Annotated in this window: 23 protein-coding genes and 1 pseudogene; 14 read left to right on the top strand and 10 right to left on the bottom strand. The window is 41.8% G+C overall.

The features are described 5' to 3' along the window. The first annotated feature begins 134 nt into the window (after positions 1 to 134). The 4 genes from HUN01_RS20380 (at position 135) to HUN01_RS20365 (ending at position 3,482) form a co-directional block, all read left to right on the top strand. Positions 135 to 476 carry a hypothetical protein gene (locus HUN01_RS20380; RefSeq protein ID WP_181927721.1) on the top strand — a complete coding sequence of 114 codons (342 nt, stop codon included), beginning with the start codon at positions 135 to 137 and terminating at the stop codon, positions 474 to 476. A gap of 2 nt (positions 477 to 478) precedes the next feature. Further along, entirely contained in the window at positions 479 to 874 is a 396-nt protein-coding gene (locus HUN01_RS20375; protein WP_181927720.1) for an HNH endonuclease, read from the top strand. A gap of 127 nt (positions 875 to 1,001) precedes the next feature. After that, positions 1,002 to 1,742 (top strand): RNA methyltransferase, encoded by a 741-nt coding sequence (locus HUN01_RS20370; protein WP_181927719.1) that lies wholly within the window; start codon positions 1,002 to 1,004, stop codon positions 1,740 to 1,742. Between the two features lie 174 nt (positions 1,743 to 1,916). Beyond that, positions 1,917 to 3,482: a serine hydrolase gene (locus tag HUN01_RS20365; RefSeq protein WP_181927718.1), complete on the top strand. Its 1,566-nt coding sequence runs from the start codon at positions 1,917 to 1,919 to the stop codon at positions 3,480 to 3,482. A gap of 218 nt (positions 3,483 to 3,700) precedes the next feature. On the opposite strand, the gene crtD is transcribed toward HUN01_RS20365, so the two are convergent. Then, complete coding sequence (gene crtD, locus HUN01_RS20360) at positions 3,701 to 5,215, bottom strand: C-3',4' desaturase CrtD (RefSeq protein ID WP_181927717.1); 1,515 nt, start codon at positions 5,213 to 5,215, stop codon at positions 3,701 to 3,703. Between the two features lie 220 nt (positions 5,216 to 5,435). On the opposite strand from crtD, the gene HUN01_RS20355 reads away from it, so the two are divergent. From HUN01_RS20355 to HUN01_RS20345, 3 genes are all read left to right on the top strand, one after another. Beyond that, the gene (locus HUN01_RS20355) at positions 5,436 to 6,716 is read left to right on the top strand and encodes a M16 family metallopeptidase (protein ID WP_181927716.1); all 1,281 of its coding nucleotides are present in this window, start codon (positions 5,436 to 5,438) and stop codon (positions 6,714 to 6,716) included. A 120-nt stretch (positions 6,717 to 6,836) separates the two neighbouring features. Continuing rightward, a complete protein-coding gene (locus tag HUN01_RS20350; protein WP_181927715.1) occupies positions 6,837 to 7,700 on the top strand; it encodes a fructosamine kinase family protein in 864 nt (287 codons plus the stop codon). Positions 7,701 to 8,411: 711 nt separating this feature from the next. Further along, positions 8,412 to 9,803, top strand: coding sequence for a hypothetical protein (locus HUN01_RS20345; RefSeq protein WP_181927714.1), 1,392 nt, complete (start codon positions 8,412 to 8,414; stop codon positions 9,801 to 9,803). 254 nt (positions 9,804 to 10,057) lie between these two features. Here the strand turns inward: HUN01_RS20345 and HUN01_RS20340 are convergent, their stop codons facing one another. After that, entirely contained in the window at positions 10,058 to 10,582 is a 525-nt protein-coding gene (locus HUN01_RS20340) for a hypothetical protein (protein ID WP_181927713.1), read from the bottom strand. Positions 10,583 to 10,618: 36 nt separating this feature from the next. Then, the gene (locus tag HUN01_RS20335; RefSeq protein ID WP_181932756.1) at positions 10,619 to 11,227 is read right to left on the bottom strand and encodes a site-2 protease family protein; all 609 of its coding nucleotides are present in this window, start codon (positions 11,225 to 11,227) and stop codon (positions 10,619 to 10,621) included. An 815-nt stretch (positions 11,228 to 12,042) separates the two neighbouring features. On the opposite strand from HUN01_RS20335, the gene HUN01_RS20330 reads away from it, so the two are divergent. Both HUN01_RS20330 and HUN01_RS20325 read left to right on the top strand, forming a co-directional pair. Continuing rightward, positions 12,043 to 12,324, top strand: coding sequence for a DUF4212 domain-containing protein (locus tag HUN01_RS20330; RefSeq protein ID WP_181927712.1), 282 nt, complete (start codon positions 12,043 to 12,045; stop codon positions 12,322 to 12,324). 9 nt (positions 12,325 to 12,333) lie between these two features. Further along, positions 12,334 to 13,989, top strand: coding sequence for a sodium:solute symporter family protein (locus tag HUN01_RS20325; protein WP_181927711.1), 1,656 nt, complete (start codon positions 12,334 to 12,336; stop codon positions 13,987 to 13,989). Positions 13,990 to 14,299: 310 nt separating this feature from the next. On the opposite strand, the gene ureG is transcribed toward HUN01_RS20325, so the two are convergent. The 3 genes from ureG to ureE form a co-directional block, all read right to left on the bottom strand. After that, on the bottom strand, positions 14,300 to 14,896 hold the full coding sequence (gene ureG, locus HUN01_RS20320) for an urease accessory protein UreG (protein ID WP_181932755.1): 597 nt from the start codon (positions 14,894 to 14,896) through the stop codon (positions 14,300 to 14,302). A gap of 93 nt (positions 14,897 to 14,989) precedes the next feature. Further along, positions 14,990 to 15,682 (bottom strand): urease accessory protein UreF, encoded by a 693-nt coding sequence (locus HUN01_RS20315; RefSeq protein WP_181927710.1) that lies wholly within the window; start codon positions 15,680 to 15,682, stop codon positions 14,990 to 14,992. Further along, the gene (gene ureE, locus HUN01_RS20310) at positions 15,657 to 16,100 is read right to left on the bottom strand and encodes an urease accessory protein UreE (RefSeq protein ID WP_181932754.1); all 444 of its coding nucleotides are present in this window, start codon (positions 16,098 to 16,100) and stop codon (positions 15,657 to 15,659) included. Before ureE ends, HUN01_RS20315 begins: the two co-directional genes overlap by 26 nt. A 79-nt stretch (positions 16,101 to 16,179) precedes the next feature. Here ureE and HUN01_RS20305 point away from each other — a divergent pair. Continuing rightward, a pseudogene (locus HUN01_RS20305) lies at positions 16,180 to 16,317 on the top strand (Uma2 family endonuclease); the annotation flags it as partial. A gap of 612 nt (positions 16,318 to 16,929) precedes the next feature. Here the strand turns inward: HUN01_RS20305 and HUN01_RS20300 are convergent. Then, the gene (locus tag HUN01_RS20300; protein ID WP_181927709.1) at positions 16,930 to 17,094 is read right to left on the bottom strand and encodes a hypothetical protein; all 165 of its coding nucleotides are present in this window, start codon (positions 17,092 to 17,094) and stop codon (positions 16,930 to 16,932) included. 428 nt (positions 17,095 to 17,522) lie between these two features. Between HUN01_RS20300 and HUN01_RS20295 the strand changes: the two genes are divergently transcribed. Continuing rightward, positions 17,523 to 18,224, top strand: coding sequence for a hypothetical protein (locus HUN01_RS20295; RefSeq protein WP_181927708.1), 702 nt, complete (start codon positions 17,523 to 17,525; stop codon positions 18,222 to 18,224). Between the two features lie 205 nt (positions 18,225 to 18,429). Here HUN01_RS20295 and HUN01_RS20290 read toward each other — a convergent pair whose 3' ends face one another. Further along, entirely contained in the window at positions 18,430 to 18,675 is a 246-nt protein-coding gene (locus HUN01_RS20290; RefSeq protein WP_181927707.1) for a hypothetical protein, read from the bottom strand. Positions 18,676 to 18,926: 251 nt separating this feature from the next. Here HUN01_RS20290 and HUN01_RS20285 point away from each other — a divergent pair, with 251 nt between their 5' ends. Both HUN01_RS20285 and HUN01_RS20280 read left to right on the top strand, forming a co-directional pair. Then, positions 18,927 to 20,903, top strand: a complete 1,977-nt coding sequence (locus HUN01_RS20285; protein ID WP_181927706.1) for an AMP-dependent synthetase/ligase — start codon at positions 18,927 to 18,929, stop codon at positions 20,901 to 20,903. Positions 20,904 to 20,945: 42 nt separating this feature from the next. Continuing rightward, entirely contained in the window at positions 20,946 to 21,395 is a 450-nt protein-coding gene (locus tag HUN01_RS20280; protein ID WP_069072569.1) for a YlqD family protein, read from the top strand. A 69-nt stretch (positions 21,396 to 21,464) separates the two neighbouring features. On the opposite strand, the gene HUN01_RS20275 is transcribed toward HUN01_RS20280, so the two are convergent. Continuing rightward, the gene (locus HUN01_RS20275; protein WP_181927705.1) at positions 21,465 to 21,986 is read right to left on the bottom strand and encodes a hypothetical protein; all 522 of its coding nucleotides are present in this window, start codon (positions 21,984 to 21,986) and stop codon (positions 21,465 to 21,467) included. A gap of 285 nt (positions 21,987 to 22,271) precedes the next feature. Further along, complete coding sequence (locus HUN01_RS36195; protein WP_257797987.1) at positions 22,272 to 22,394, bottom strand: hypothetical protein; 123 nt, start codon at positions 22,392 to 22,394, stop codon at positions 22,272 to 22,274. Positions 22,395 to 22,456: 62 nt separating this feature from the next. On the opposite strand from HUN01_RS36195, the gene HUN01_RS20270 reads away from it, so the two are divergent. After that, positions 22,457 to 23,755, top strand: coding sequence for a dihydrolipoamide acetyltransferase family protein (locus tag HUN01_RS20270; protein WP_181927704.1), 1,299 nt, complete (start codon positions 22,457 to 22,459; stop codon positions 23,753 to 23,755). Positions 23,756 to 23,920: the final 165 nt, after the last annotated feature.

The raw sequence follows: 23,920 nt of genomic DNA, 5'->3' as shown, positions 1-23,920 counted from the left end.
ATAAAATGGGCTTGGCGGATTAAGATATTGTGTTGGTAGAGGTAGCTGGGGTGAGTAATGTCGGAGCGATCGCCAGAGTAATGATATATCCGAGATATATCATTTAATAATAGTAAATTGCCAATGCAATCCCCATGCCAAGAATTACCCTAGAAGTATCAGAGGAATTATCTCAACAACTAGCACAAGTAGGCGATCGCTTACCTGAACTACTTGCTTTGAGTCTCCAACAACCAGCTGTACCAGCACAAGTTTACCGATATATCCTAGATTTTTTGGCTAGCAGCCCTACTCCCGAACAAATTGCTGAATTTAAACCCACTCCCGAAATGCAAGAACGGTTGCGTACCTTGTTAACACGCAGTAACGCAGGTGAACTTACACCCACGGAGTTGAAAGAACTAGATGAGTATGAACGTATTGAACACTTAGTTGTGATGATTAAAGCAGGTAACTTATCTTATTTGACCAGCTGACTGTGAGTGCAACCTATATTCCGGTTGTTCTTCGCCGACTGGTAGAAGAACGCGCAAACTACAGATGTGAATATTGCCAATTACCCGCAGGAGTTGCTTTTTTTTCCCATGAGATAGATCATGTTATTGCTCAAAAGCACGGTGGCGCAACAAATGCTGATAATTTAGCCCTCACCTGCTGGCGATGTAATCGTCATAAAGGCACTGACTTAGGATCTTTCGATCCAGATACAGGGGCTTTTAGTTTTCTCTTTAACCCACGCACCCTGAAATGGGCTGAACACTTCACATTTTCAGAACTGAATCTAGTGGGATTAACGCCTATGGGACGCACAACGATTAGATTACTACAAATAAATAGTGACGAACGACTAGCTGAACGGCAAAGATTGCGCTGAACTCTTCAGACCTGACGCAGCCATTCACTTACACAGGTAAAATGATTTCAAGGAAACTCTTCAGCAGAACCACGACGCTGAAAATTAGCCTGTAAGTATTATCTGGTGCGATCGCAGGAGGCAAAAAATGGGCTTGGCTGGATTAAGAATTGTGTTGGTAGAACCAGCTGGGCCGATAAATATCGGCGCGATCGCCAGGGTAATGAAAAATTTCGGTTTATATAATTTAGTATTAGTGAACCCCCAATGCGATCCGCTATCGACGGAAGCTTTGATGATGGCTGTTCACGCTCAGGAAATTATCGAATCTGCGGTATTAGTGGCAACCTTACCAGAAGCATTGCATGGATGTGTCAGGGCGATCGCTACCACTGGTCGCGTTCGCAGTTGGGAAACTCCCTTAGAAAACCCCCGCACTGCCCTACCCTGGCTACTGGAGGAACCAGAAAAACCCACAGCACTGATTTTTGGCAGGGAAGACCGGGGATTAAGCAATGAAGAATTAAATTATGCACAGCGGTTTGTTGGCATTCCCACAAGTAAAGATTATGTCGCCCTAAATTTGGCTACCGCCGTGGCAATCTGTTGTTATGAATTGTCACAATGTGCCCAACAATCTGACACTCAGCCCTTACCCCAAACTGAACTTGCACCCTTAGATGTTGTGGAAGGATACTATCAGCAATTAGAATCACTATTACTGAAGATTGGTTATGTGTATCCCCATACGGCAGCTAGTCGCATGGAAAAATTTCGCCAAATGTATAATCGCGCTCACCTGAAAACAGGGGAAGTATATATGCTCCGAGGAATTTTGCAGCAGGTAGAATGGGCCCTTAAAAACCAAAGAGATGGTGAAAACTTGTAATAATTCGTTTAATATATACGCAATCATCCCCCCAAAATATTTAACATAGCTTAAACTAAACGTAAAAATGCTACTTAGTGGCAAAGTGAAATTTGAGTATTAATATTGCTTAAAGATTAAGTTTTGGGTCAGGAGTCTGCAAGAAAACAGTCAAGTGGGTCACAAGGAGTAACGGTGTCAGAGTCAAGTGACGAACTAACAGCTTTCTCGCGGCGTCAACCCTTAAATCGCCGCCAGCGGCCACAAAAAGTTCAAAAAGTGGCACAGAAGAAAGTTAAAGCCAACAGCCAGCAGCAAACTGTCAGTGGACGACAAGCGGCACTAACACGCCCAAAAAATCAAATCAGTCCTTCCCCAACCCCTGGTGCTACACGTAGGGTCAAATCGGGGTTAGTCATGCCAACGGCAGTAAAACCAATGCCTAGTGTCAAGGGGAAAATTCCTCCCTTTCGACCGGGTGCTGTGATGGTGAAAACAGTGCGGATGGAAAAGCCAAAAATGGGTAGGCGCTCATCGCGGAAAACGCGGTTAAAGCCAATGGCCAAAACTATACTGTATGTTTTACGGTTATTGATTGTGGGTGTTGGCATGGGTGCAATTGTGGGCACGGTGTTGTCAGTATTAGACCCAGCTAATCGCATCAGCACATCGGCGTCCCCATCTAATAGTAATGTTGTGGTGCGATCACAGCCACAACCCACCCAAACTCCCCCAGCCGCAGCTGCGAGTATGTATTTATCTCAAGAAATTACCTCTTTGAAAAGTGCCGTGCAAAATTTGGCGGACACCAACCCAAATCTCACACCGGGAGTTTTCTTATTAGATTTGGATACTGGTAATTATGTAGATGTCAATGGCTCTACCAGTTTTCCGGCAGCTAGCACAATTAAAGTGCCAATTCTGATTGCCTTTTTCCAGGATGTGGATGCAGGGAAAATTCGTCTGGATGAAATGCTGACCATGCAACAGGATATGGTCGCTGGCGGTTCGGGAAATTTGCAATACAAACCAGCCGGAACCCAGTACGCTGCTCTGGAAGTCGCCACCAAAATGATTACAATCAGCGACAACACGGCGACAAATATGCTGATTGCCCGACTCGGAGGCATAGACGCTTTAAACCAGCGTTTCCGTACTTGGGGATTGACAGCCACAATAATTCGCAATCAACTCCCCGATTTGCAAGGGACAAACACCACAACTCCCAAGGAACTAGGGAATTTGATGGCGATTGTGAGTCAAGGAAATTTAGTCAGTATGCCATCACGCGATCTCATGCTCGATATCTTGCGTCGTACTCAAAGAGACTCTCTGCTACCATCGGGTTTAGGGACAGGCGCTAGAGTATACCACAAAACGGGCGATATCGGCACAATGTTAGCAGATGCAGGTTTAATAGGTGTTCCAACTGGTAAGCGCTATGTAGCTGCTGTCATGGTACAACGCCCTAATAATGACCCTCGCGCCGAAAAATTGATTAGCTCAATTTCTCGTGTTGCCTACCAAGAGTTTAGCCAGATTCCTGTCACACCTAACAGTCCTACAAGCACTATACCTACAAACGGTTATCAGCCCCAGCTTGTGAATCCTGCTTTACCCAACGGAACAACAGGCACCGTACCGATGAGTGTTTATCAGCCTCCTGTTGTGAGTCCTGTACCCAACGGTATGGGAAGTACTGTACCCACAAACGGTTATCAATCTCCAGTTGTAAATCCCCAGTATTATCCTCCGAGATAATTCATAATTAAAAATCGTTTATTGAAGAAGAATTCAGGATTCAGGAGTCAGAAGGAAAACAGTCTTGACGCAAAGGTTTGAGACTTAGATTGTGTACTTCACTTTCCTTGAAATTCGCTGTAAGTCTTTAACCAGAAACGATATTATTCATCCGCCAGTTGTACAGAATTCATTCTGAATTCTGACTCCTGACTCCTGAATTCTGTGGTGACAAAATACTACATTTGCGCTTCAATTTGCCTGACTACTGTTAGCGCTGAGTAACTCACCCCAGCGGTACCTTCTCCTGGATGGGTGGAGTCACCAACTAACCACAGATGTTGGATGGGTGTGCGATTTGCAAAGCCAAAGGGGCCAAAGGTGGGTATTCTTTGACCAATACCACCGACTATACCGCGATCGCGGGCTGTGAAATGAGCAAAGGTGCGGGGTGTTGCAGCTTCTTGATAGATAATAGTTTCTGGTTTGAGATAAAAGTATTGAGCTAGACGAGCGATCGCTTCTTGGGTAAACTTTTGTTTTAGTCCTTCATAATCATCAGTCTGCCACCACTCTGTAGGATCGACAAATGAAGAAGCGATAATAGTTGCTTTCCCCTCCAGTGCGCGACCGTCTCCAGGATGACTGACGGAAACAAATAGGGAATTATTCTCGCCAATCGGGCCATCAGCATCGTACAGAAATTGGAGATGGGGAGGACACCCAGGCGGAATCGCACTTGCATCCACACCCAAATACACCACAAAAGCACCCGATGCTTGGGGTAGTTTTTCCACCCGGTTTTTATAACCAGATGGTGCTTGTTCTCCCAACAACTGCACCAAGTTTTGCACGGTGACGTTACTAACTATGTGGTCGGCTGGTTCTGTCCAGACTTCGCCAGTTTTCTGATTTCTAATTACTACAGCACTGGCTTTGCCGTTTTCTACTTTGATTTGTTCTACAGTGTGGCGCATCAATAACTTGCCACCATCTCTTTCTAAGGATTGTACCAAGCGATCGCTTAATACTTGCATACTTCCCTGGAGGTGAAACAATCCTTGGGGCAATTGAGATACACTCAACGCCGTCGCTGCATAAAGTAATGCTGTTTCTTCTGCATTGACTTGGGAATACAACTTCAGTTGCAAATCCAAAAAAGTCCTCAATCGTCGGTCATTACCTAATCCACATAACCGCAAAGCATCTCCTACCGTAAACAAAGTGAAAGGTACGGTAATTAATGTACTCGGACGCACCGCCTGAGCTAACTGCCACAAATCCCATAAATTACGCGGTGGTAGCACCGGGTCGCGTCCTTGAAATTCCCAACTCGCATCAAACAAAGTTGCCATCAACTGCCAAAACGGTTCGCTACCGGGGAATTGTTTTTGCCGTTCCTCTTGCCATTTCTCTTGGTCGCGCCAAACGTTGATGGGTGTGCTTTCCCCAGGTAAATACACTGCACAAGCAGGGTCACAAGGCGTTGCTGCTGGTAAATCTATTTCTAATTCTGAGAAAATGCGGTGGTGAATTCCCCCTGGTTCTAACCCTGCAACTTGAGTTGCTCCCACATCAAAGGTAAATCCCTGGCGTTTAAACGTCGAAGCACAGCCTCCTGGTACGAGGGCTTGGTCTAGAATGAGGACGCTGTAACCTCTATGAGCTAATAATGCCCCAGCAGTCAGTCCACCTATTCCTGCACCAATTACGACTACATGAGATTTACTTTTGTCAATAGAAATGCTGGACATCGATATTTATTTTTATAATTCTTAACATTGCTATTCATAATTTTACAGCGTGATCGAGATTAATGAGTTCATGGCTAAAGAAAGTAGTCAGCATACGGAGATGTGGGGAGGGGATACGGAAAAATTCTTCTTGGCGTTCTCTTCTTGATGCGTTCGCAGTGCTTATTTGAAGTCGCAGATAAGATAAAGAAGTAATATCGCTCCTCACACACAAGTAGCAATGACCTCAACCCTACGGAAATTTCCCCGTCTTAATGCTCCGACACTGCACTACTTGCCCAATGGTTTGACAATCATTGCCGAGCAAATGCCAGTTGAAGCCGTAAACCTCAATTTGTGGATTAAAGTTGGCTCTGCTGTAGAACCTGATGCCATTAACGGCATGGCTCACTTTTTAGAACACATGATTTTTAAAGGAACAGAAAGACTAGCTAGCGGCGAATTTGAACGTCGAATTGAAGAACGGGGTGCTGTTACTAATGCTGCTACTAGCCAGGACTATACTCATTACTATATAACTACTGCACCCAAAGATTTTGCCGAGCTTGCACCACTACAAATAGATGTAGTATCTAACGCGAGTATTCCTGATGATGCCTTTGAACGTGAGCGATTGGTAGTTTTGGAAGAAATTAGGCGTTCAGAGGATAATCCCCAGCGGCGGACATATCGGCGAGCGATGGAGACAGCCTTTGATGAGCTACCCTATCGCCGTGCAGTATTGGGGCCAGAATCGGTGATTGCCGAACTTAAACCCCAGCAGATGCGAGATTTTCATACTAATTGGTATCAACCGCAGTCAATTACTGCTGTAGCTGTGGGTAATTTACCCGTGGAAGAATTAATTGCAACTGTTGCTGAAGGATTTACAAAAGCTACTAAAACTCAGGACTCAGCACTCAAGACTCAGCCCTCACTACTCAGCCCTGAATCACCATTTACAGAAATTGTCCGTCGAGAATTTATCGATGAAAGTCTGCAACAAGCAAGGCTAGTGATGGTTTGGCGGGTTCCCGGAATGACCCAGTTAGATCGCACCTATGGTTTGGATGTTTTAGCAGGAATTTTGGGACACGGACGGACATCAAGACTAGTGAGGGATTTACGGGAAGAACGGGGATTGGTTACTTCCATTTCTGTGAGCAACATGAGCAATCAGCTGCAAGGGATATTTTATATTTCAGCTAAATGTGCAGTGGAAAATTTAGCAGTTGTAGAGGATGCGATCGCTCAACACATTGGTAAACTACAAACAGAGTTGGTAACAGAATCAGAAATTGCCCGTATACGGCAGCGAGTAGCTAACAGATTTATATTTGGTAACGAAACACCAAGCGATCGCTCTGGGTTGTATGGTTATTATCAATCTTTGGTGGGAGATTTGGAACCCGCCTTTAATTACCCAGCGATAATTCAGAGCCAAGATGCAACAGACTTAATGCAAGCAGCTAAAGAGTATCTTTCCCCAGATGCTTATGGTGTGGTTTTTGTAAAGCCGTAAATTAAAAATTGGGAATAGGGCATGGGGCATTGGGCATGGGGAAGAGGAAAATAATTAATAATCAGTACCAATGCCCAGTTATTAATCCAAAATCCAAAATCTAAAATCCAAAATTGCATCATGTGGACTCAAATCGACACCCATATTAGCCAGGTAACTGGCGAAAAATTTCAGAGTCAGCAACGGCGATCGGTTGGTGGTGGGTGCATCAACCAAGGTTATGCTGTTTCCAATGGTGAGATAACCTACTTCGTCAAGCTTAACCTTGCATCCCAAGTTGCGATGTTTGAAGCTGAGGCGTTGGGTTTAAAGGAAATGCTAGCAACAGCTAGTATTCGCGTCCCCAAACCAATTTGCTGGAGTACTGCTGATAATTCTAGCTACATCGTCCTGGAATGGTTGGAACTTAGTCGCGGTAACAGCAACTCATGGGAAGAGATGGGGCGCAGGTTAGCGGCGATGCACAAAGCTAGCAGCAGTCAAGGTTTTGGTTGGAAAATTAACAATACCATTGGTTCCACACCCCAAATTAATACTTGGACAGCAGACTGGACGGAATTTTATATTAAACATCGTTTGGGTTATCAATTTCAATTGGCAAGGCGGCGGGGAGGTAATTTTCCCCAGCAAGACAAGTTACTAGCAGCGATTCCTGAACTATTGGCAAATCGTGAGGTGCAACCTTCTTTAGTACACGGCGATTTATGGGGCGGAAATGCTGGGTGTACTGCGTCGGGAGAACCTGTGATATTTGATCCAGCAACTTATTTTGGCGATCGCGAAGTTGATATCGCCATGACAGAATTGTTTGGTGGTTTCCCAGCAGCATTTTATCAGGGTTACAACCAGGTATTTCCGTTAGATGCAGGCTATGAACGCAGAAAAACGCTCTATAATCTGTATCACATTTTGAATCACTTCAATTTATTTGGCGGCGGTTACGATTCGCAAGCCAACCGGATGATTGACCAGATTTTGCGCTAAGTAAAGGATTGCAGAAACCTGCATTCTAGTGGTCTGTCCCATTAGTTCTGAAGGGTTATAAAAGTTTGTAGTAAGGACTTTAGTCCTGGATTTTTAAGCACTTAAGTGCTTACTACAAACCTTGCAGATTTTGTGCTAAATAGGTTTTGCAGAAAGCTCCATGTCTAGTACAACACGGCGGAAATAAACCAATCATTCCAAATCAACAAAACCCTTACGCTGTCTTAATTTTTAATTTTTAATTTTTAATTCCGCCTTGCGGTACTAGGCTGTTGACTTTGTGCCTTTTTGGAGGGTAAAAGTTTATGCAGTTTTTGTGTCGTCAATGTTGGTTGAAAATAAAGTTGTATGAAATAATTTTGTCTTAAAACCAACAAAGTTAACAGCCTAAGCGGAGTCTACACAACTTGGCAGTTTTATGATACAATTGTACTATAAAGAGATGAATATCCGCTGAGTATGCAACGCGAAGTACAAATTTACCTCAGTCCGTAGTGAATAGACTCAAACAAACTTTGCGCTCCTTTGCGTTTAAACTTAAACCCTCAGCTAACCGCAAATATACAAAACTTTGTACAAAGTTTCGTAATCAAATTATTGTGTGTTTACCCTTCAATTTTACACAGTTGTAAAAGCTGATTTTGTCAGAGCAATAAACTTCAATAACCGTGGCTTTACAAGATTCTTAACCTTTATCTGTAGGGTGGCAATATGACAAAGAATCAAATTTCTCTGGTAGAACTAATCCAAATTTTTGCACAACATCGCAACAATATTATTGTCAATATCAAGCACCTGCAAGAAAATTATCAAAGAACAGGTATCAAACGTGTTAGAGGTGTTAGGAACGAAAACGGGGAACTGCTCCAACCTTGGTTGCAAACAGAATATATGGATAATGCTGAGTATGTCGGTATGGGCAAGTTTCAGTTTAACCGCAATACTGCTACTATCAATATGCTTGTCAAACGTAAAGTAAAACTTGCAAAATCTGAAGACAAAACTCCCACTCTTGAAGTAGCAGGTTTGCTAGTAAATGACCTCAATAATTTTAATAATTACACGATTGTAAGTGACGGCAAAATCAACGTAAAGTCATTACAAGTCAAAATCAGCAGCAAAAAAGTATTTGACTTACTCAAAGAAAAAGGCATTCTAGATGCGGAAAAATTCGACTTTCGGGCTGAATATACCATTCAGTTAGATAGCTTGCCACTTGTAGCTGCTAATAGTATTTACAGCAGTATTGATGGAGTATTCAATGAACTAGCAGAAATTAAAGTACTGACTAGTATTATTGGCGCTCACTTGAGAAAGGAGTCAGATGTATTTATAGAGACGCAGTTAGATGAGTTTCAAAAGCACTATCTGTCCAAGAATATTTACATCAACTTTCCTACGACTAACGAATACATTGATATCAACGAAGCTTTAGCTAATGGTACTATTGAATCAAAATTTAGCTATAAAATCGATATCGGCAGTCAAGATATTTTGAACTTGGGTAAGTTACCTTCTGCTAACAAGTTTCTCAATAGAATGTATCGTCTTTATGACAAAGAAACTGGAGAAATTATCATTAAGCCTAGTTTTGAAATGGCATTTAATGAGAATCTCGCTGTTAGGCACAGGTTATTGTCATCACGCACTAAAACTAGCAAAGTTGACGAGTTGATGAAACCAATTTTTGATGATTTTCTTGGGCTTGAGCAAAATGGTATTGTTGGAGGTATTCTTAAGAAAGTTGGTGCTGATAGTTTGGCGCAGTTATTACAGGATAAACAAACTGGTAAACAGATCAGCAAAGAGGAAATGGTTACAGCTTTAACGACGGCAAATCACAAGCTAGAAGAATATGCAGAAAATATCTACCAAGATAAGATATCTCCCTTGGTATTTTACATTGGTTCTACTGGACTATTGCCAAAACAAATGGAAGCAAAAGCCATGACATCTGACGAAGCTGCTGCTAAATATCCAAATTTGAAATTTTCTAAAGATGAGCAAGAAGGTACTTTTTTTGTAGTTGGCGATAGTATTATCAGCATCTATGCAAAAACTGAATATTACAGCAAACTTATTTCTGTAGGTGTAGACAAATAGATTGGATATGCTAATATAATCTAATCTAATTTGATTTGTGAGAATGCAAATATTATAATCCCGACTTATTTAATAAGTCGGGATTCAATACGGTTAGGTTAAGGTTTTTGATGAAAATTATAGATCGCAAATATCCGATAAATCATCACAAAGACGGCGATTCATCGCGTCTATTGTCTTAACCGAAAAGTATTGAGTCGGGATTCTTATCTCTCACTAATTATTTAGAATCACTATAGTAATTCTAATTACTACTATGGTTTCCCTAAGATACAGCTAGAGCTTGGATGAATTGTAGAAGCAATTGAACTGGTGGGTGAAGACATTAAAACAATAACGCTACCTATAATCTGTAAAGACAGTAGCAAGAAAATACTATAATAAATTATTTTTAAATCTTTATTAATGATTTGAAAATAACGTTCTACAAAGGAAGAATAACCTGCGATTCCCACAGAGCCAAAACTTCCAATAATCAATAATCTCATCAATAATTCAATAGAAGAGATAAATGGCGATCGCTCTTGATTATAACAGGGTAAAAAGTTATATTTTTCAATTATTAAATTCCCTGATACATAGTTAAATGTCACTGGTTTTACAACCATTAATTGTTGACTTATTTCGTGGGGATATTTGACTAAATGGTTACTTACAGAATGATTATATTGATCTACAGCTAATATGTTCGCCATTGATTCTTCAGATGGAATAAGCACAACAGCAATACTCAAGGTAAGGCTAGTAGCAGCAACTACAAGTTTTGTATTGATTTTCATTCAACTTTTCCTTTTTATTCGCATAACAATTGTTGTTTACATCCCCAATCCTGACCGGATAAATAAATCAGCAATGCTACCAAGTCCTATCCCAAAACCCGGAATTATAAATAGAAGCATCATGGCAAATAATCCGAATTGGCTATATTGCAGTGGCTTTAGCTGAGGAAAAATTTCACTGAAAATATGAAAGCCATCGAGTGGTGGAATTGGCAGCAGATTAAACAGAAATAACGTCAAATTAATCCGAGCCGCTAGGTAAAGAAATTCGACACTCAAGAGTCCTGAAAGACTAGGGTTAAAGAAAAGTTTGAGCAGCACAACAAATAGAATTCCTAAAGCCAGATTTGACAACGGCCCTGCTGCTGATACCAAAATATTGCCTAACTTTCCAGAACGAAACTTAGATGGGTTGACGGGCATTTGTCCCCAAGCTATACCCATGAGACAGAGAAAGATGAGCGATTCTTTGCCCATGTGAACTACAGGATTCAGTGTCAAATGACCGGTTTGTTGTGGAGTATTATCTCCCTGACTCATCGCAGCCCAGCCGTGAGCAAGCTCATGCAAAGTGATGGAGAATATGACAATAACAACGATTCTGAAAAAATGAATCGGCTCTGTGATAAGTGTTTGGATAAACATATATTCTGGCTCGTGGTATGTTTGAAGCTGAAATCTGCCCTTTCCGAAGACACGCATGAAAAATTTACCCAATTTCAAAACTACAAGTTTTGAGAAATAAGTGCGATCGCAAATAAATTAGGTAAGTTATTTTTGTGCGACTTCCAAGACTAGTTCAAAAATCTATGGAGACGTTGGTTGTTGAGAATGAAGCGAATCGGTTGCTTGAGATCAGCATAGGCTAGCCCGTCGTAGACATCGCTTTGCAAAACGCCTCGCTAAAATCAGTTTTTTCTCACCACGAAGATATAAGTTCTCATCTATACCGACTGCAATGCCTCGGAAAGCTGAGTAAGACAGTATTTGTATCATAATTTACTATATTTTGGTAATGCCCCATATCTGTAATAACAAGCTCGTTACCAAAATGTTATTAAAATAACTAAGTAAAAGTCCGTAGTAATTACTCGTATATTTTGTAATCAAATTTCGTTCGTCTTTCTGAGTACTAATTGCTTATATAGCAATCAAAAAATGCCTTTTAGTATTTAATAGCCTTATTATCCTACTGGTTAACACGGATTAAAAATTAAAGCTTCTGTATATAAAGCTATTGTATTACTAATGAGTTATTGCATATTTCAGCTTGATTAACCAACATATTTTAATAACTGACCAGATGGTAATTCTCAATCAGCTATTACTTAGCAATATTTAATACACCAAAAATAAATATTGTTTACTAAATAATTTAAAAATTAATACAGTAATTAGACAGGATAATAACGGCTTATTGGTATTATTTTGATGCACTAACGCAATGATGATGAACAACAATGGATGAAGATCAGCGCCGTTCTTATTGGCGTGCTAATACTACTTTAATTCGTAATCTTTTAATTGTCTGGGCATTGGTTTCCTTAGTTTTCAGTATTTTGTTGGTTCAACCTTTGAATGCAATCCGGTTTTTTGGCGTACCTTTTGGCTTTTGGATGGCACAACAAGGATCAATCTTGGTGTTTGTAGCCTTGATTTTCATTTATGCCTTCCAAATGGACAAGCTAGACCGCAAATACAATCTCGGTAAGCAAGACCAAAAATACAATCTCAAGAAGTGAGGAAAAACCGTGTCAGTTGAAATTTGGACTATTGTATTAGTTGGACTTTCCTTTGCTGCCTACATTTATATTGGTTGGCAATCACGAGTCGAAAATAGTAAAGACTTCTTTATCGCAGGTCAAGGGATACCTTCAATTGCTAATGGTGCAGCCACCGCCGCCGACTGGATGTCCGCAGCTTCGTTTATTTCAATGGCGGGGCTGATTTCTTTTTTGGGTTATGACGGTTCTATTTATTTGATGGGGTGGACGGGTGGTTATGTACTGCTGGCATTATTGCTGGCTCCCTACCTGCGGAAATTTGGTAAGTATACAGTGCCAGATTTTGTAGGCGATCGCTATTACTCTAATATCGCTCGTTTGGTGGCAGTAGTTGCAGCCATTTTTGTCTCCCTCACCTACGTTGCTGGACAAATGCGGGGCGTGGGCATTGTTTTTAGCCGCTTCCTCCAAGTAGATATCAATACAGGTGTGATCATCGGTATGGTGATTGTGGGCTTTTTCTCTGTGTTGGGCGGGATGAAAGGCATCACCTGGACACAAGTAGCACAGTACTCTGTGTTGATTTTTGCTTACCTGATTCCAGCGATCGCGATCGCCTGGTTTCTCACTGGTAATCCTGTTCCTCAGCTAGCATTTACCTTCAGTGATATTGCTGACAAACTCAATAAAATTCAGGTTGACTTGGGGTTTAAGCCGTATACTGAGCCATTTGTGAACAAATCGATGCTAGATGTGCTGTTCACCACCATTGCCCTGATGGTGGGCACTGCTGGCTTGCCCCATATTATTGTCCGATTTTACACAGTTAAGAGTGTGCGTGCAGCCCGCTTTTCTGCTGGTTGGGCATTGCTATTTATCGCTATTCTTTATACAACTGCTCCAGCCCTCTCCATGTTTGCCCGCTACAACCTGATCGATTCCCTGCACAATCAGACGGTTGCAGAAGTGCAGCAGCTAGACTGGGCAACCAAATGGGAAAAAACTAAACTGTTGGCTTTTGATGACATCAATAAGGATGGGCGTTTCCAGTTAACCCCAAACAAAGACACCAATGAAATCAAGATTGACCGGGATATTATTGTGCTTTCTACCCCAGAGGTAGCTAACTTGCCTCCGTGGGTGATTGGCTTGGTAGCGGCTGGCGGTTTGGCTGCTGCTTTGTCTACAGCATCAGGTTTATTGCTGGTAATTTCCAGTTCCATCGCCCACGATATCTACTACCGGATCATCGATTCATCAGCCTCAGAAGAAAAACGGGTGTTTGTCGGGCGGATTATGGTAGGTTTTTCCCTCGTCCTCGCCGGCTATTTTGGGGTGAATCCGCCGGGATTTGTGAGTGAGGTGGTAGCTTTTGCCTTTGGTTTAGCTGCTGCTAGTTTCTTCCCGGTGATTTTCCTGGGGATTTTCGACAAGCGCACCAATTCCGAAGGTGCGATCGCCGGTATGTTGACGGGTTTAATTTTTACGATTATTTACATTGTCGGCGTCAAGTTTGGCGGTATGCAACCCTGGTTTTTTGGGGTTTCTCCCGAAGGAATTGGTACTTTGGGGATGCTAATTAATTTCGCAGTTACCCTAGTGGTTTCGCGCCTAACGCCACCTCCTCCAGCCGAAATTCAAGCGATGGTAGAAGACCTCCGCAGCCCATTGATTGAAGAATAGGGCATTGGGCATGGGGGATTACGAAAAAGGGTAAAGGCTACGGTGTACACACAAGTCTGAAATAGCTGAAAAACCCAAGGTTTTACCCCACCCTAATCCTCCCCCAGCCCCCCCGCCCCTTATCCCCAGAGGGGGCCCCACCTTCCCCTTTTCCCCTTAACCGACAAGTATTGATATTTGCCCTAGTACAGCACGGCGGAAATAAACCACCCATTCCCAATCAATAAAACCCTTACGCTGTCTTCATTTTTAATTTTTAATTTTTAATTTTTAATTCCGTCTTGCGGTACTAGCTCTAAATTCTCATTTTTCAACAGATATTTGTGCAAACAAAGTTAATTACATCTGCAAGTCCAGACTGAGTTTTTAAATTAGTAAAAATAAAAGGTTTATCGCCGCGCATTTTTTTAGCATCTCGTTCCATCACACTTAAATCTGCACCAACATAAGGTGCAAGGTCAATTTTGTTAATCACTAACAAATCAGATTTAGTAATACCGGGGCCACCTTTGCGGGGAATTTTATCACCAGCCGCAACATCGATGACATAAATTGTTAAATCCACCAATTCTGGACTAAAAGTAGCAGCCAAATTATCACCGCCACTTTCCAAAAAGACCAAATCCAAATCGAGAAAACGTTCTTCTAACTGTTCAATTGCTGCCAAATTCATCGAAGCATCTTCGCGGATAGCAGTATGAGGACAACCACCAGTCTCTACACCCAAAATGCGATCGCTAGCCAACGCCTGAGAACGCACTAAAAACTGAGCATCCTCCTGAGTATAAATATCATTCGTCACTACCGCAATCTGATACTGCTCACGCAATCCCTTACACAAAGCATCCACCAAAGCGGTCTTCCCCGAACCCACCGGGCCAGCAACTCCCACTCTAAATGTATTCATTCTCATTTGTCCTTTGTCCTTTGTCACTTTCGCTTGGTAGATGGTTATTAGTTATTAGTTATTAGTTTTTGACCAATGACCAATGACAAATGACTAACTCCTAAACAACCTTGTATACTGCGTTTCATGCTGCATACTTGCCAGCGACAAACCCCAACTACAACAGGCGAGTTGATCATCCTCCAACGCTAGAATTTCCAATGCCGCAGCACTGAGTAATGGTTGCAAATCTAGCAATAACTGCTGTCCTGCTGTTTGTCCAAGAGGGATAAGTTTCACGCCAGCAGTAATCAAATTACTTGCCCAACTGTGCAGATATCCAAGTAATGCAGCTTTGATATTGATTTGCCAATGGGCAATGGCAATGCCAAAAGCGATCGCATAATTGCAAGGATTACCTACAGCATTGGCAATAGGTACAATCTGCGGTTCTAGTTTACCAAGTAATTGGATGAGCGATCGCCCCATCTGCCAACTAGAGGCGCGTAATTCTTCTGTTTCTCTAGCGGCGGATAACCAGAGATTCCAACGGCATAGCGACTCTGCATCATTCATTTTTGCGGATTGCTGCGATCGTACCATCACCGCCGCCTCTAAACGAATTGCCCCGCAGAGCAACTCTGCTTTTAACCAAAGTTTGAGATGTAAGGCGTCGGCAATAATACCATTTTCTACGAGCGTTTCCAAGCCTTCAGAATAACTATATGCTCCCACAGGCAAAGCGGGGCTAGCCAATTGTAAAATACTCAAAAGATGACTATCAGTGAGCATGATGGTGTTGTCCATAAGCTCCTAATTCTGGCTGAAATGGTAAAATTTCCTCTTTAACTTCTAACCCTAATTGTTCCAACATTGTGCGTAAAACTGAGTCTGAAGACAAGCGTAAATAAGTTGGAGTAATTTCTACAGGTACATGACGATTTCCTAGATGGTATGCCGCCCGTAATAAAAGTGGTGTTTGGGCAAAAGCAGTCAGTACTAGTTCTGGTTTAGCAGCAATTCTGATTAAACTGCTATGGGTTTCTTCTTGCAGAATATCGCCATCGTGTAAAACAGTTCCTCTGGGTAAATGTAAAAATATAACTTTACCATCTTCAGTTTCAAAGCGATGACGACTGCGAGTGCGTTCTTCTGCTGTCAGCGCCAGAGTAAAAGTAACTGCGGCATCGTGATTAGGTGGTTTAAGTTGGGTAAATGTCAGCATACAAAGTTTTGCTTGATCTGTGCTTTTCATTATGGTTCTAATTTAAATACCATAACTGCCTTGCCCAAAGGAAAGATAAATTCAAGGCGTGCGTGAGTATTGGATTGTCGATCACTTTACTAAACACGTTGAAGTTTATCGGCGGGAAAAAGCACAGTTGGTTTTAGTTGCTACTTTGTTAGGCGATGATGAAATCACATCGCCACTTTTACCCTGATTTTTTTATCAAGAAAGGCAGAGGGCAGGAGGCTCAGTTGGCAGAAGGGAATACTGCTTCCAGCCCTTATTAGAGTGACCGAAACGAACACAGGGTCTAAAATCCCGCCGAAAACAAAAGCGCAAACAACATTGGGCGTGCCACAAGGGTTTCAGAGCAAATAAATTTATTTATGCCCAAAAATAAAATATTTATTTCGAGATGCACAGCACGAGAAATAATACGTCCTTAGTTCAGAGCAACTACATTTATGTATGGGGTTCTCCCCCCTGCCCCCTGCCCCTTGTCCTCTTCTCTGACTTTTGGGGCTTTTCTTTTTAATCCCCTTGGGTGATAAAATCAACAAGAAAAAATTAATTCTTTGTCGCGATAAAAAAGCAAAATTAAGCTACTAAAAACCTTATTTAGTAGTAATACTATAATTCTTCTCTATTGCCTATTTTTCGCTGTACCTAGTCCAGATTTTTCTCTATAAAATTTTATTTTGTGGAAATATGCACACTCATTATTTTCCGAAAACACAATGTGAATAATTTCCCTTAAGATATCGCTTTGCGCCAATAGCTAAATTGTCTCGTCATCAAAGCGATATCTAGATAAAATTAGCTTATATTACGAAAAACTGGGGATTTCAGAGTTAGAATCTTTTGATATCGCAGTAGACAGCGATGGTGAAGTATTTTGGCTTTTTGCAGACAGAGTTGCTAGCAATTTAGGCAGTGCAAGGCAAGCAACAGTATTGAGCAGCGTCAGTAATATACCATCGATTAAACTCATGTGCGATCGTCCTTATTTCAAAATTGGTGTTTACTATATTTTTAGTTTGAAGCAAAATTAGTACAATTGCTTCAAAGCAGTATTTGAATTTCTTTTATCGGTTATAAGCTAACTAAATATATTCTGATAATTTAAAGTTGACTAGTAAAATATCTTTTTTCTCTCTGTGTCACGCCAGTTGCGACAACGGGGAACCGGCTTACAGTACTGGACTCACTGCAACACACTGGCTTCTCTGTGGCTATACAATGAATTGGTCATTAATTTAACCACAGAGATATAGAAAACACAGAGATAAGAGGTTGATGTCTAAAATTATTATCCACCTTGAGAGGGCTAATCTTAAATATTATTTTCTTGACAACCTGAAATTAATTACTATAGTCTATTAATTTACACGTTTTTCAGTAGAACAAATAATAATAAGCATGAGCAAGAGAATTAGCATTTTGCTAGTAGCAATATTGGTTACAAACTCTACAGCAGTAAAGCCTTCCACTGCGACAGAAAAGAATCTTACTTTCCTTGTTAATAATATTAACTCTATAGCTTTGGCTCCAATTAAAATAGGACAAGCTATAGAACCTAGAGTTATAAAGCTTCGTCTAGCAGATTCTGGGGTTTCAGTAGGAAGTGTTTTGTCTTGGGGATTTGCTGGTTTGATTCAAAAAAGATCCACTGATTGGGTTCGTTTAGAAATAACTGATAATCAAGTAAAAGTAGTACATACAACAAGAACAACTAATTGGTTAACTCAGGTTTCTAAATGGTGGGATCATCCTGTTAGAAAAATTGCTTTTAAGCCAGATTCTTGTCAAGTAGATAACGTGTCAAATCAAGGCGGCTCAAATATAGAAAACCAATTAAGAGATATAAAAAAGTTATACGATTCTAAATTAATAACAGAGCAACAGTATCAAGAATTACAGCGTAAAGTTATTAATCAAATAAATACAACGCCAAATCAACCTTCCACTAGCAACTCTGAGTGTGTTTTATTAGGAGAAAATGCGATAGTACAACTGAAAGATATTAGTTTAGTGACTAAAGGAGAATTTAAAATTGAATATTTAGAAGGTAATGAATGGAAATATGCAGCCTTTAGAGTACCAGAAAAAGAATATCGATAGTAGTCTGCAATCAAGAAATTTTCCTACCGATAAATTGGTGTTTAGACTCGGAAGTTCGCCATGTGGGAAGATTCTTATTAGAAGAAGCTCAATTGAAGCCACACCAAAGTCGGTACTGGCTGACTCCCCCCTGGATGAAAAATTTGATGCAAAAGTTGAAGATATTACAGATTTGTATCAGTAATTTCTCTTGGCAAACAGTCCATCAATTCGGAGAACACTTGGCACAGAAATCAGGACTGAATTTACAAAATTGACTACCTGTTACTGGGTAAGCTGTACAATAAGGAAAACTGGTAAGTTCAATTTTGGCTGTTTGTAATTTGGAACCATTCGGCAACACTTCGGTAAGTTTGGTTTTCTCAGCCGAAAGGATAGTTAAAATTTTAGGTAATGCTATGCAAGCAGCAATATTGAGCAGCGTTAGCAGTATTGTGTCTATAAAATTCATAGGTAATCATCTCCTGTGAAAAATAGGCGTAGGCGTAGCCCGTCGTAGACATCGCTGTTCTTAGATGCAAACACAATCCATTGCATTCACTCTATGTAAATTAACTTTACCATAAATTTTTGTAAATATAAACGTGGAATTCCTGGAATTATCATACATAGAAGGGAATGTAGATAATAAGGATTGATATTGTAGCGTAATAACAAAATAAGTTGGAAAATAATCAGTTTACGATACTTAGGTAAGGTGTTATGTCAAAAACCCAAACCGCGTCTTCTTTTTTATCTAACATTAGTGAACGAGAACGCCAAGCATTAAAGCGGGTGGTAGATTACACAAATGTGGAATCGCTGCCAGAAATTTGGCCTTTGGCAGCTCAACAATTTGGTAATATTGTCGCCCTTCACAACCCTCATGCTAAACCAGAAGTAGTGATTACTTATACCCAGCTAGCAGAGCAAATGCGACTATTTGCTGCTGGGTTACAAGCGTTGGGAGTAAAAGTAGGCGATCGCATTTCCTTAATTGCTGACAACAGTCCTCGCTGGTTTATTGCCGATCAAGGCATAATGACCGCTGGAGGAGTTGATGCAGTGCGTAGCTCCCAAGCGGAAAAGGAAGAACTGTTGTTTATCATTGCTAATAGCGGCAGTACAGCGATCGTAGTTGAGGATTTAAAAACACTTAAAAAACTACAAGACCGCCTCAACGATTTACCAATTCAAGTGGTCATCTTACTTTCCGATGAAGCACCACCTACAGGCGAAACCCTAAAAGTACTGAACTTTTCTCAGTTGATCGAAATTGGGGTAAATCATAATTTCGTGCCAGTCAAGCCAAATCGTGACGCCCTAGCAACACTAATTTACACCTCCGGAACTACGGGTAAACCCAAGGGTGTAATGCTGTCTTATAACAACTTGATGCACCAAGTGATAACTTTTGGGACAGTATTGCAACCAAACGCGGGTGATATGGTTCTTAGTATCCTGCCTTCGTGGCACAGCTATGAACGAACTGTTGAATATTACCTACTATCTCAAGGTTGCACACAAGTTTATACCAATTTGCGCTCCGTAAAAGGGGATTTGAGACAATTTAAACCCAACTACATGGTCGGTGTACCCCGCTTATGGGAATCGATTTATGAAGGAGTGCAAAAGCAGTTCCGCGAACAACCAGCCAAAAAGCAACGCCTAATTAAATTTTTATTGGGCATGAGCGAAAAATATATTAGAGCGCAGCGAGTTGCTCAGGGATTGGATTTAAATAATCTTCATGCTTCAGGCATCGAACGATTAGCAGCTAGGATAATCGCAGCGGCTTTATTACCCCTCCATGCCTTGGGAGAACGACTGGTTTATGCCAAGGTGCGGGAAGCCACAGGAGGACGAGTTAAGCAGATGATTAGCGGCGGCGGTGCGCTTCCTAGACATATAGATAACTTCTTTGAAATTATTGGTGTGCAGATTTTGCAAGGCTATGGCTTGACAGAAACCTCTCCTGTTACCCATGTGCGGCGTCCTTGGCGAAATTTGATTGGCGCATCAGGACTACCACTCCCCGCTACAGAAGCTAAAATCGTCGATCCTGAGACAAAAGCACCTTTGCCAATAGAAAAGCGAGGCTTGGTATTGTTGAAGGGGCCGCAGATTATGCAAGGCTATTACCAAAATCCGCAAGCGACAGCGAAAGCAATTGATGCTGAAGGTTGGTTTGACAGCGGCGATTTGGGTTGGCTGACACCACAAGACGACTTGGTGCTGACTGGCAGAGCAAAGGATACGATTGTATTGACTAACGGGGAAAACATCGAGCCACAGCCGATCGAAGATGCGTGTTTGCGATCGCCATACATCGATCAAATTATGCTCGTCGGCCAAGATCAGCGCAGCCTGGGAGCCTTAATTGTCCCCAATATCGAAGCCTTAGAAAAATGGGCAGTAAGTCAGAATTTGATACTGGATACGCCCAATGATCAGGTAACTTCCTCAGATAGTCAAAAAATTGACTTCGAGAGTAGAATGATCCAGGATTTATTTCGCCAAGAATTGAATCGGGAAGTCCAAAATCGTCCAGGCTATCGACCGGATGACCGCATCGGAGCGTTTAAACTCATCCTGGAACCGTTTTCCATCGAAAATGGCTTGATGACACAAACACTGAAAGTTCGCCGACATGTCGTCACGGAACGCTATCGCGATATTATTGACGGCATGTTTGCCTGATGATTCCACCTGCTAACTGTAAAGAGTGAACGTGAAATATTTATGGATGTCTCCAAGTCTAATTTGCTTCTGAAACGCGTCGTCAACGTCAAAGTCATTGTGACTCCTCTCTGGAAAGAGGAAGTACAACAGCAGCTGCAAACGCAGATCAATCAACTTGATCAGCAATTGCAACAGCTAGACGTTGAAGGACAAAGAGCGATCGCGGCAATTCAAAAGCAGAGTCTGCAACCACCAGGCCCCCAGACCCTCCAACAAATTGACAATATTCAACTCCAAGTCAATCAAAAGAAAAGTGAATTTCTAGAGCAGAAAAATCAGTTGCTGCAAAACCTCCAGCAAGTGCAGTTTCTCCAGCAGGATCAGGAAGTTAACCAATTTCAAATGGAAGGCTTTTTCCGGGTAGAAACCGGTGATAACCTGATTAGCAAAATGCAGGTCGAAATCGTTCTGCGCGATGGCGTTGTAGAAGAAATTCGCGGCGACATTTAAATTTGTCATTTGTCATTTGTCCGTTGTCATTTGTTTTGTGACCAATGACTAATGACCAATGACCAATGACTAATCACAGATGTGATTTAACTTTGTTTGGGAGCGGCTTCCAGCCCAACATTCTCTCTGGGAGCCAGCCCAAACAATTTGCCAGACTGGGGGTGAACTGATAAAAAGCGATCGCCCAAAGGTGGTCATCTCAACTCGATATTTAATACCAACTGAATCATCACCCTGTTTGATTTGTGTAATCGTCACTAAGGCCTGATTTCGTTGCGGATAAGCTACCTCTACTTTTCGTGTTCCTCCCACTGATGCTATGTCCTCAAAGGCATTCAGGGCGAGGGTCGCAGGATCACTACCTTGGAGAGATGAGTTGATCTTTTCTAGAGGTATAGTTTTATAATCGGAACGGTCTAAATATGCCACAAGTTCTTGAGACTGATGTATTGCTCCCACCTGCTGGGCTTGTTCGTTACTAGTCTCAACAATCGGTACAGATGGCTGGCGCTGGGTAATATAAACTCCAGCACCAGCACTGGCAAAGATACCAAGTATCACAATCAAAAAGAATTTTAACTTTGCCGACATATAAGTAAACAGGAATTTCAAATAGGTTTATTACCAATTTTGAATTCGAGATGGAACTTCATCTTATATTCTCTACTTGTGAAAAGCTCCTGTATCTTAAGCAGTAGTTATGAGGAATATAAATAGCAATCCCATGTAATCTGTGAGAAACTCGTGGTGGTTTTTGCAAGTCAACGACTAAAACAACATTGAGATATTAGCCAACCATTGAGGATAGCTCTGTATTATAGACCTCTAAGCCATATTTAGGTTCCTAAAGTCAATTGATTAGTTATTAGTCAAAAGTTAATGCCCAATGCCCAATGCCCAATGCCCAATTCCCAATGCCCAATGCCCAATGCCCAATGCCCAATGCCCAATTCCCAATGCCCAACCTAAAATATAAACAGTCCAAAACTCTCCCGCCAAGATACAATTCGATCTGATAAAAGCTGTTAAAGTCCATAAACCATTGATTCCCAAGCCACCCTATGAGCATTCACGAAGTATTTATGCCGGCTCTGAGTTCTACCATGACCGAAGGCAAAATCGTCTCCTGGGTGAAATCGCCAGGTGACAAAGTGGAAAAAGGCGAAACAGTGGTGGTTGTAGAGTCAGATAAGGCAGATATGGATGTAGAAACCTTCTATGAGGGATTTCTTGCCCATATCATAGTTGAAGCTGGTGAAACTGCCCCGGTAGGATCTGCGATCGCCTTCATAGCCGAAACGGAAGCTGAAATTGAACAGGCCAAATCTCTTGCCAATTCCGGCGGCATAGCTGCTAGTGCTACCTCATCCCCTGAACCAATCCCCGTCACAGCCTCAGCTGCAACACCTGCCTTAGCGTCTCAAAACGGGTCTAACCACAAAGAAGGGAGGCTTGTAGTTTCACCCCGTGCCCGCAAGTTAGCCAAAGAACTCAAAGTTGATTTAACTACACTCCAAGGTAGTGGCCCCCACGGTCGCATTGTCGCCGAGGATGTAGAAGCATTGTCCAATAAGGGCAAGCAACCCGCCCCTGCCCCAGTTGCCCCACCCGCACCTGTACCAACCAGTGCCCCATCTGCACCCCCAGCAACTCGCACACCAGCACCCGCACCGGTAGCGGCTGTTCCTGGTCAAACCGTGCCTCTAACTACCTTCCAAAATGCCGTAGTGCGGAACATGGTAGCCACCATATCCGTGCCCGTTTTCCGTGTCGGTTATACAATTACCACCGATGGATTAGACAAACTTTATAAACAAATTAAATCCAAAGGTGTGACAATGACAGCGCTACTGGCGAAAGCTGTAGCGGTAACATTGCAAAAACATCCACTTTTGAATGCCAGCTACTCAGACCAGGGTATTGTTTATCATTCTGATATCAACATTTCCGTAGCAGTAGCGATGGATGATGGCGGATTAATTACACCTGTGCTGCAAAATGCAGACGCAGTGGATATTTATTCTCTATCGCGTACTTGGAAGTCTTTGGTAGAACGTGCGAGAGCAAAACAATTACAGCCCCAAGAATATAACAGTGGTACTTTTACCCTGTCGAACTTGGGGATGTTTGGCGTAGACAAGTTTGATGCGATTTTGCCACCTGGGCAAGGTTCAATTTTAGCGATCGGGGCATCCCGTCCGCAAGTGGTAGCAACACCTGACGGTTTATTTGGCGTGCGGCAACAAATGCAAGTCAATATTACTTCTGACCACCGCATTATTTATGGTGCCCATGCTGCGGCGTTCTTGCAAGATTTAGCGAAATTGATTGAGACAAATCCTCAATCTTTGACACTGTAGTTTTGAAAAGACACCAAATTTAAATGTTAGCGCTATCAGCGAGCATTAGTTTGTCATAGAGTAGCGCTAACAATAAACAATACCTAAACTTAAATTTTTTTATGGACAAACTATGTAGAGGTGTGGCGATATCACGTCTCAACATTAGTTTCTCTCCAAACTGAT

It is taken from the genome of Nostoc edaphicum CCNP1411 (assembly GCF_014023275.1).
GTDB classification, from domain to species: domain Bacteria; phylum Cyanobacteriota; class Cyanobacteriia; order Cyanobacteriales; family Nostocaceae; genus Nostoc; species Nostoc edaphicum_A.
The sequence above is the reverse complement of the archived record's forward strand: the minus strand, read 5'-3'. Positions and strand labels throughout refer to the sequence as shown.

Bases quoted from the DNA above. Each gene is read 5' to 3' on its own strand.
- HUN01_RS20300 (WP_181927709.1), bottom strand. From the start codon at position 17,094: ATGAGTTTAATCGATGGTATATTACTGACGCTGCTCAATACTGTTGCT.
- HUN01_RS20290 (WP_181927707.1), bottom strand. From the start codon at position 18,675: ATGAATTTTATAGACACAATACTGCTAACGCTGCTCAATATTGCTGCT.
- ureE (WP_181932754.1), bottom strand. From the start codon at position 16,100: ATGCTGACATTTACCCAACTTAAACCACCTAATCACGATGCCGCAGTT.
- HUN01_RS20355 (WP_181927716.1), top strand. From the start codon at position 5,436: ATGACCTCAACCCTACGGAAATTTCCCCGTCTTAATGCTCCGACACTG.
- HUN01_RS20335 (WP_181932756.1), bottom strand. From the start codon at position 11,227: ATGTTTATCCAAACACTTATCACAGAGCCGATTCATTTTTTCAGAATC.
- HUN01_RS20315 (WP_181927710.1), bottom strand. From the start codon at position 15,682: ATGGACAACACCATCATGCTCACTGATAGTCATCTTTTGAGTATTTTA.
- crtD (WP_181927717.1), bottom strand. From the start codon at position 5,215: ATGTCCAGCATTTCTATTGACAAAAGTAAATCTCATGTAGTCGTAATT.
- HUN01_RS20275 (WP_181927705.1), bottom strand. From the start codon at position 21,986: ATGTCGGCAAAGTTAAAATTCTTTTTGATTGTGATACTTGGTATCTTT.
- HUN01_RS20340 (WP_181927713.1), bottom strand. From the start codon at position 10,582: ATGAAAATCAATACAAAACTTGTAGTTGCTGCTACTAGCCTTACCTTG.
- HUN01_RS20380 (WP_181927721.1), top strand. From the start codon at position 135: ATGCCAAGAATTACCCTAGAAGTATCAGAGGAATTATCTCAACAACTA.
- HUN01_RS20295 (WP_181927708.1), top strand. From the start codon at position 17,523: ATGAGCAAGAGAATTAGCATTTTGCTAGTAGCAATATTGGTTACAAAC.
- HUN01_RS20285 (WP_181927706.1), top strand. From the start codon at position 18,927: ATGTCAAAAACCCAAACCGCGTCTTCTTTTTTATCTAACATTAGTGAA.
- HUN01_RS20350 (WP_181927715.1), top strand. From the start codon at position 6,837: ATGTGGACTCAAATCGACACCCATATTAGCCAGGTAACTGGCGAAAAA.
- ureG (WP_181932755.1), bottom strand. From the start codon at position 14,896: ATGAATACATTTAGAGTGGGAGTTGCTGGCCCGGTGGGTTCGGGGAAG.
- HUN01_RS20270 (WP_181927704.1), top strand. From the start codon at position 22,457: ATGAGCATTCACGAAGTATTTATGCCGGCTCTGAGTTCTACCATGACC.
- HUN01_RS20330 (WP_181927712.1), top strand. From the start codon at position 12,043: ATGGATGAAGATCAGCGCCGTTCTTATTGGCGTGCTAATACTACTTTA.
- HUN01_RS20280 (WP_069072569.1), top strand. From the start codon at position 20,946: ATGGATGTCTCCAAGTCTAATTTGCTTCTGAAACGCGTCGTCAACGTC.
- HUN01_RS20345 (WP_181927714.1), top strand. From the start codon at position 8,412: ATGACAAAGAATCAAATTTCTCTGGTAGAACTAATCCAAATTTTTGCA.
- HUN01_RS20370 (WP_181927719.1), top strand. From the start codon at position 1,002: ATGGGCTTGGCTGGATTAAGAATTGTGTTGGTAGAACCAGCTGGGCCG.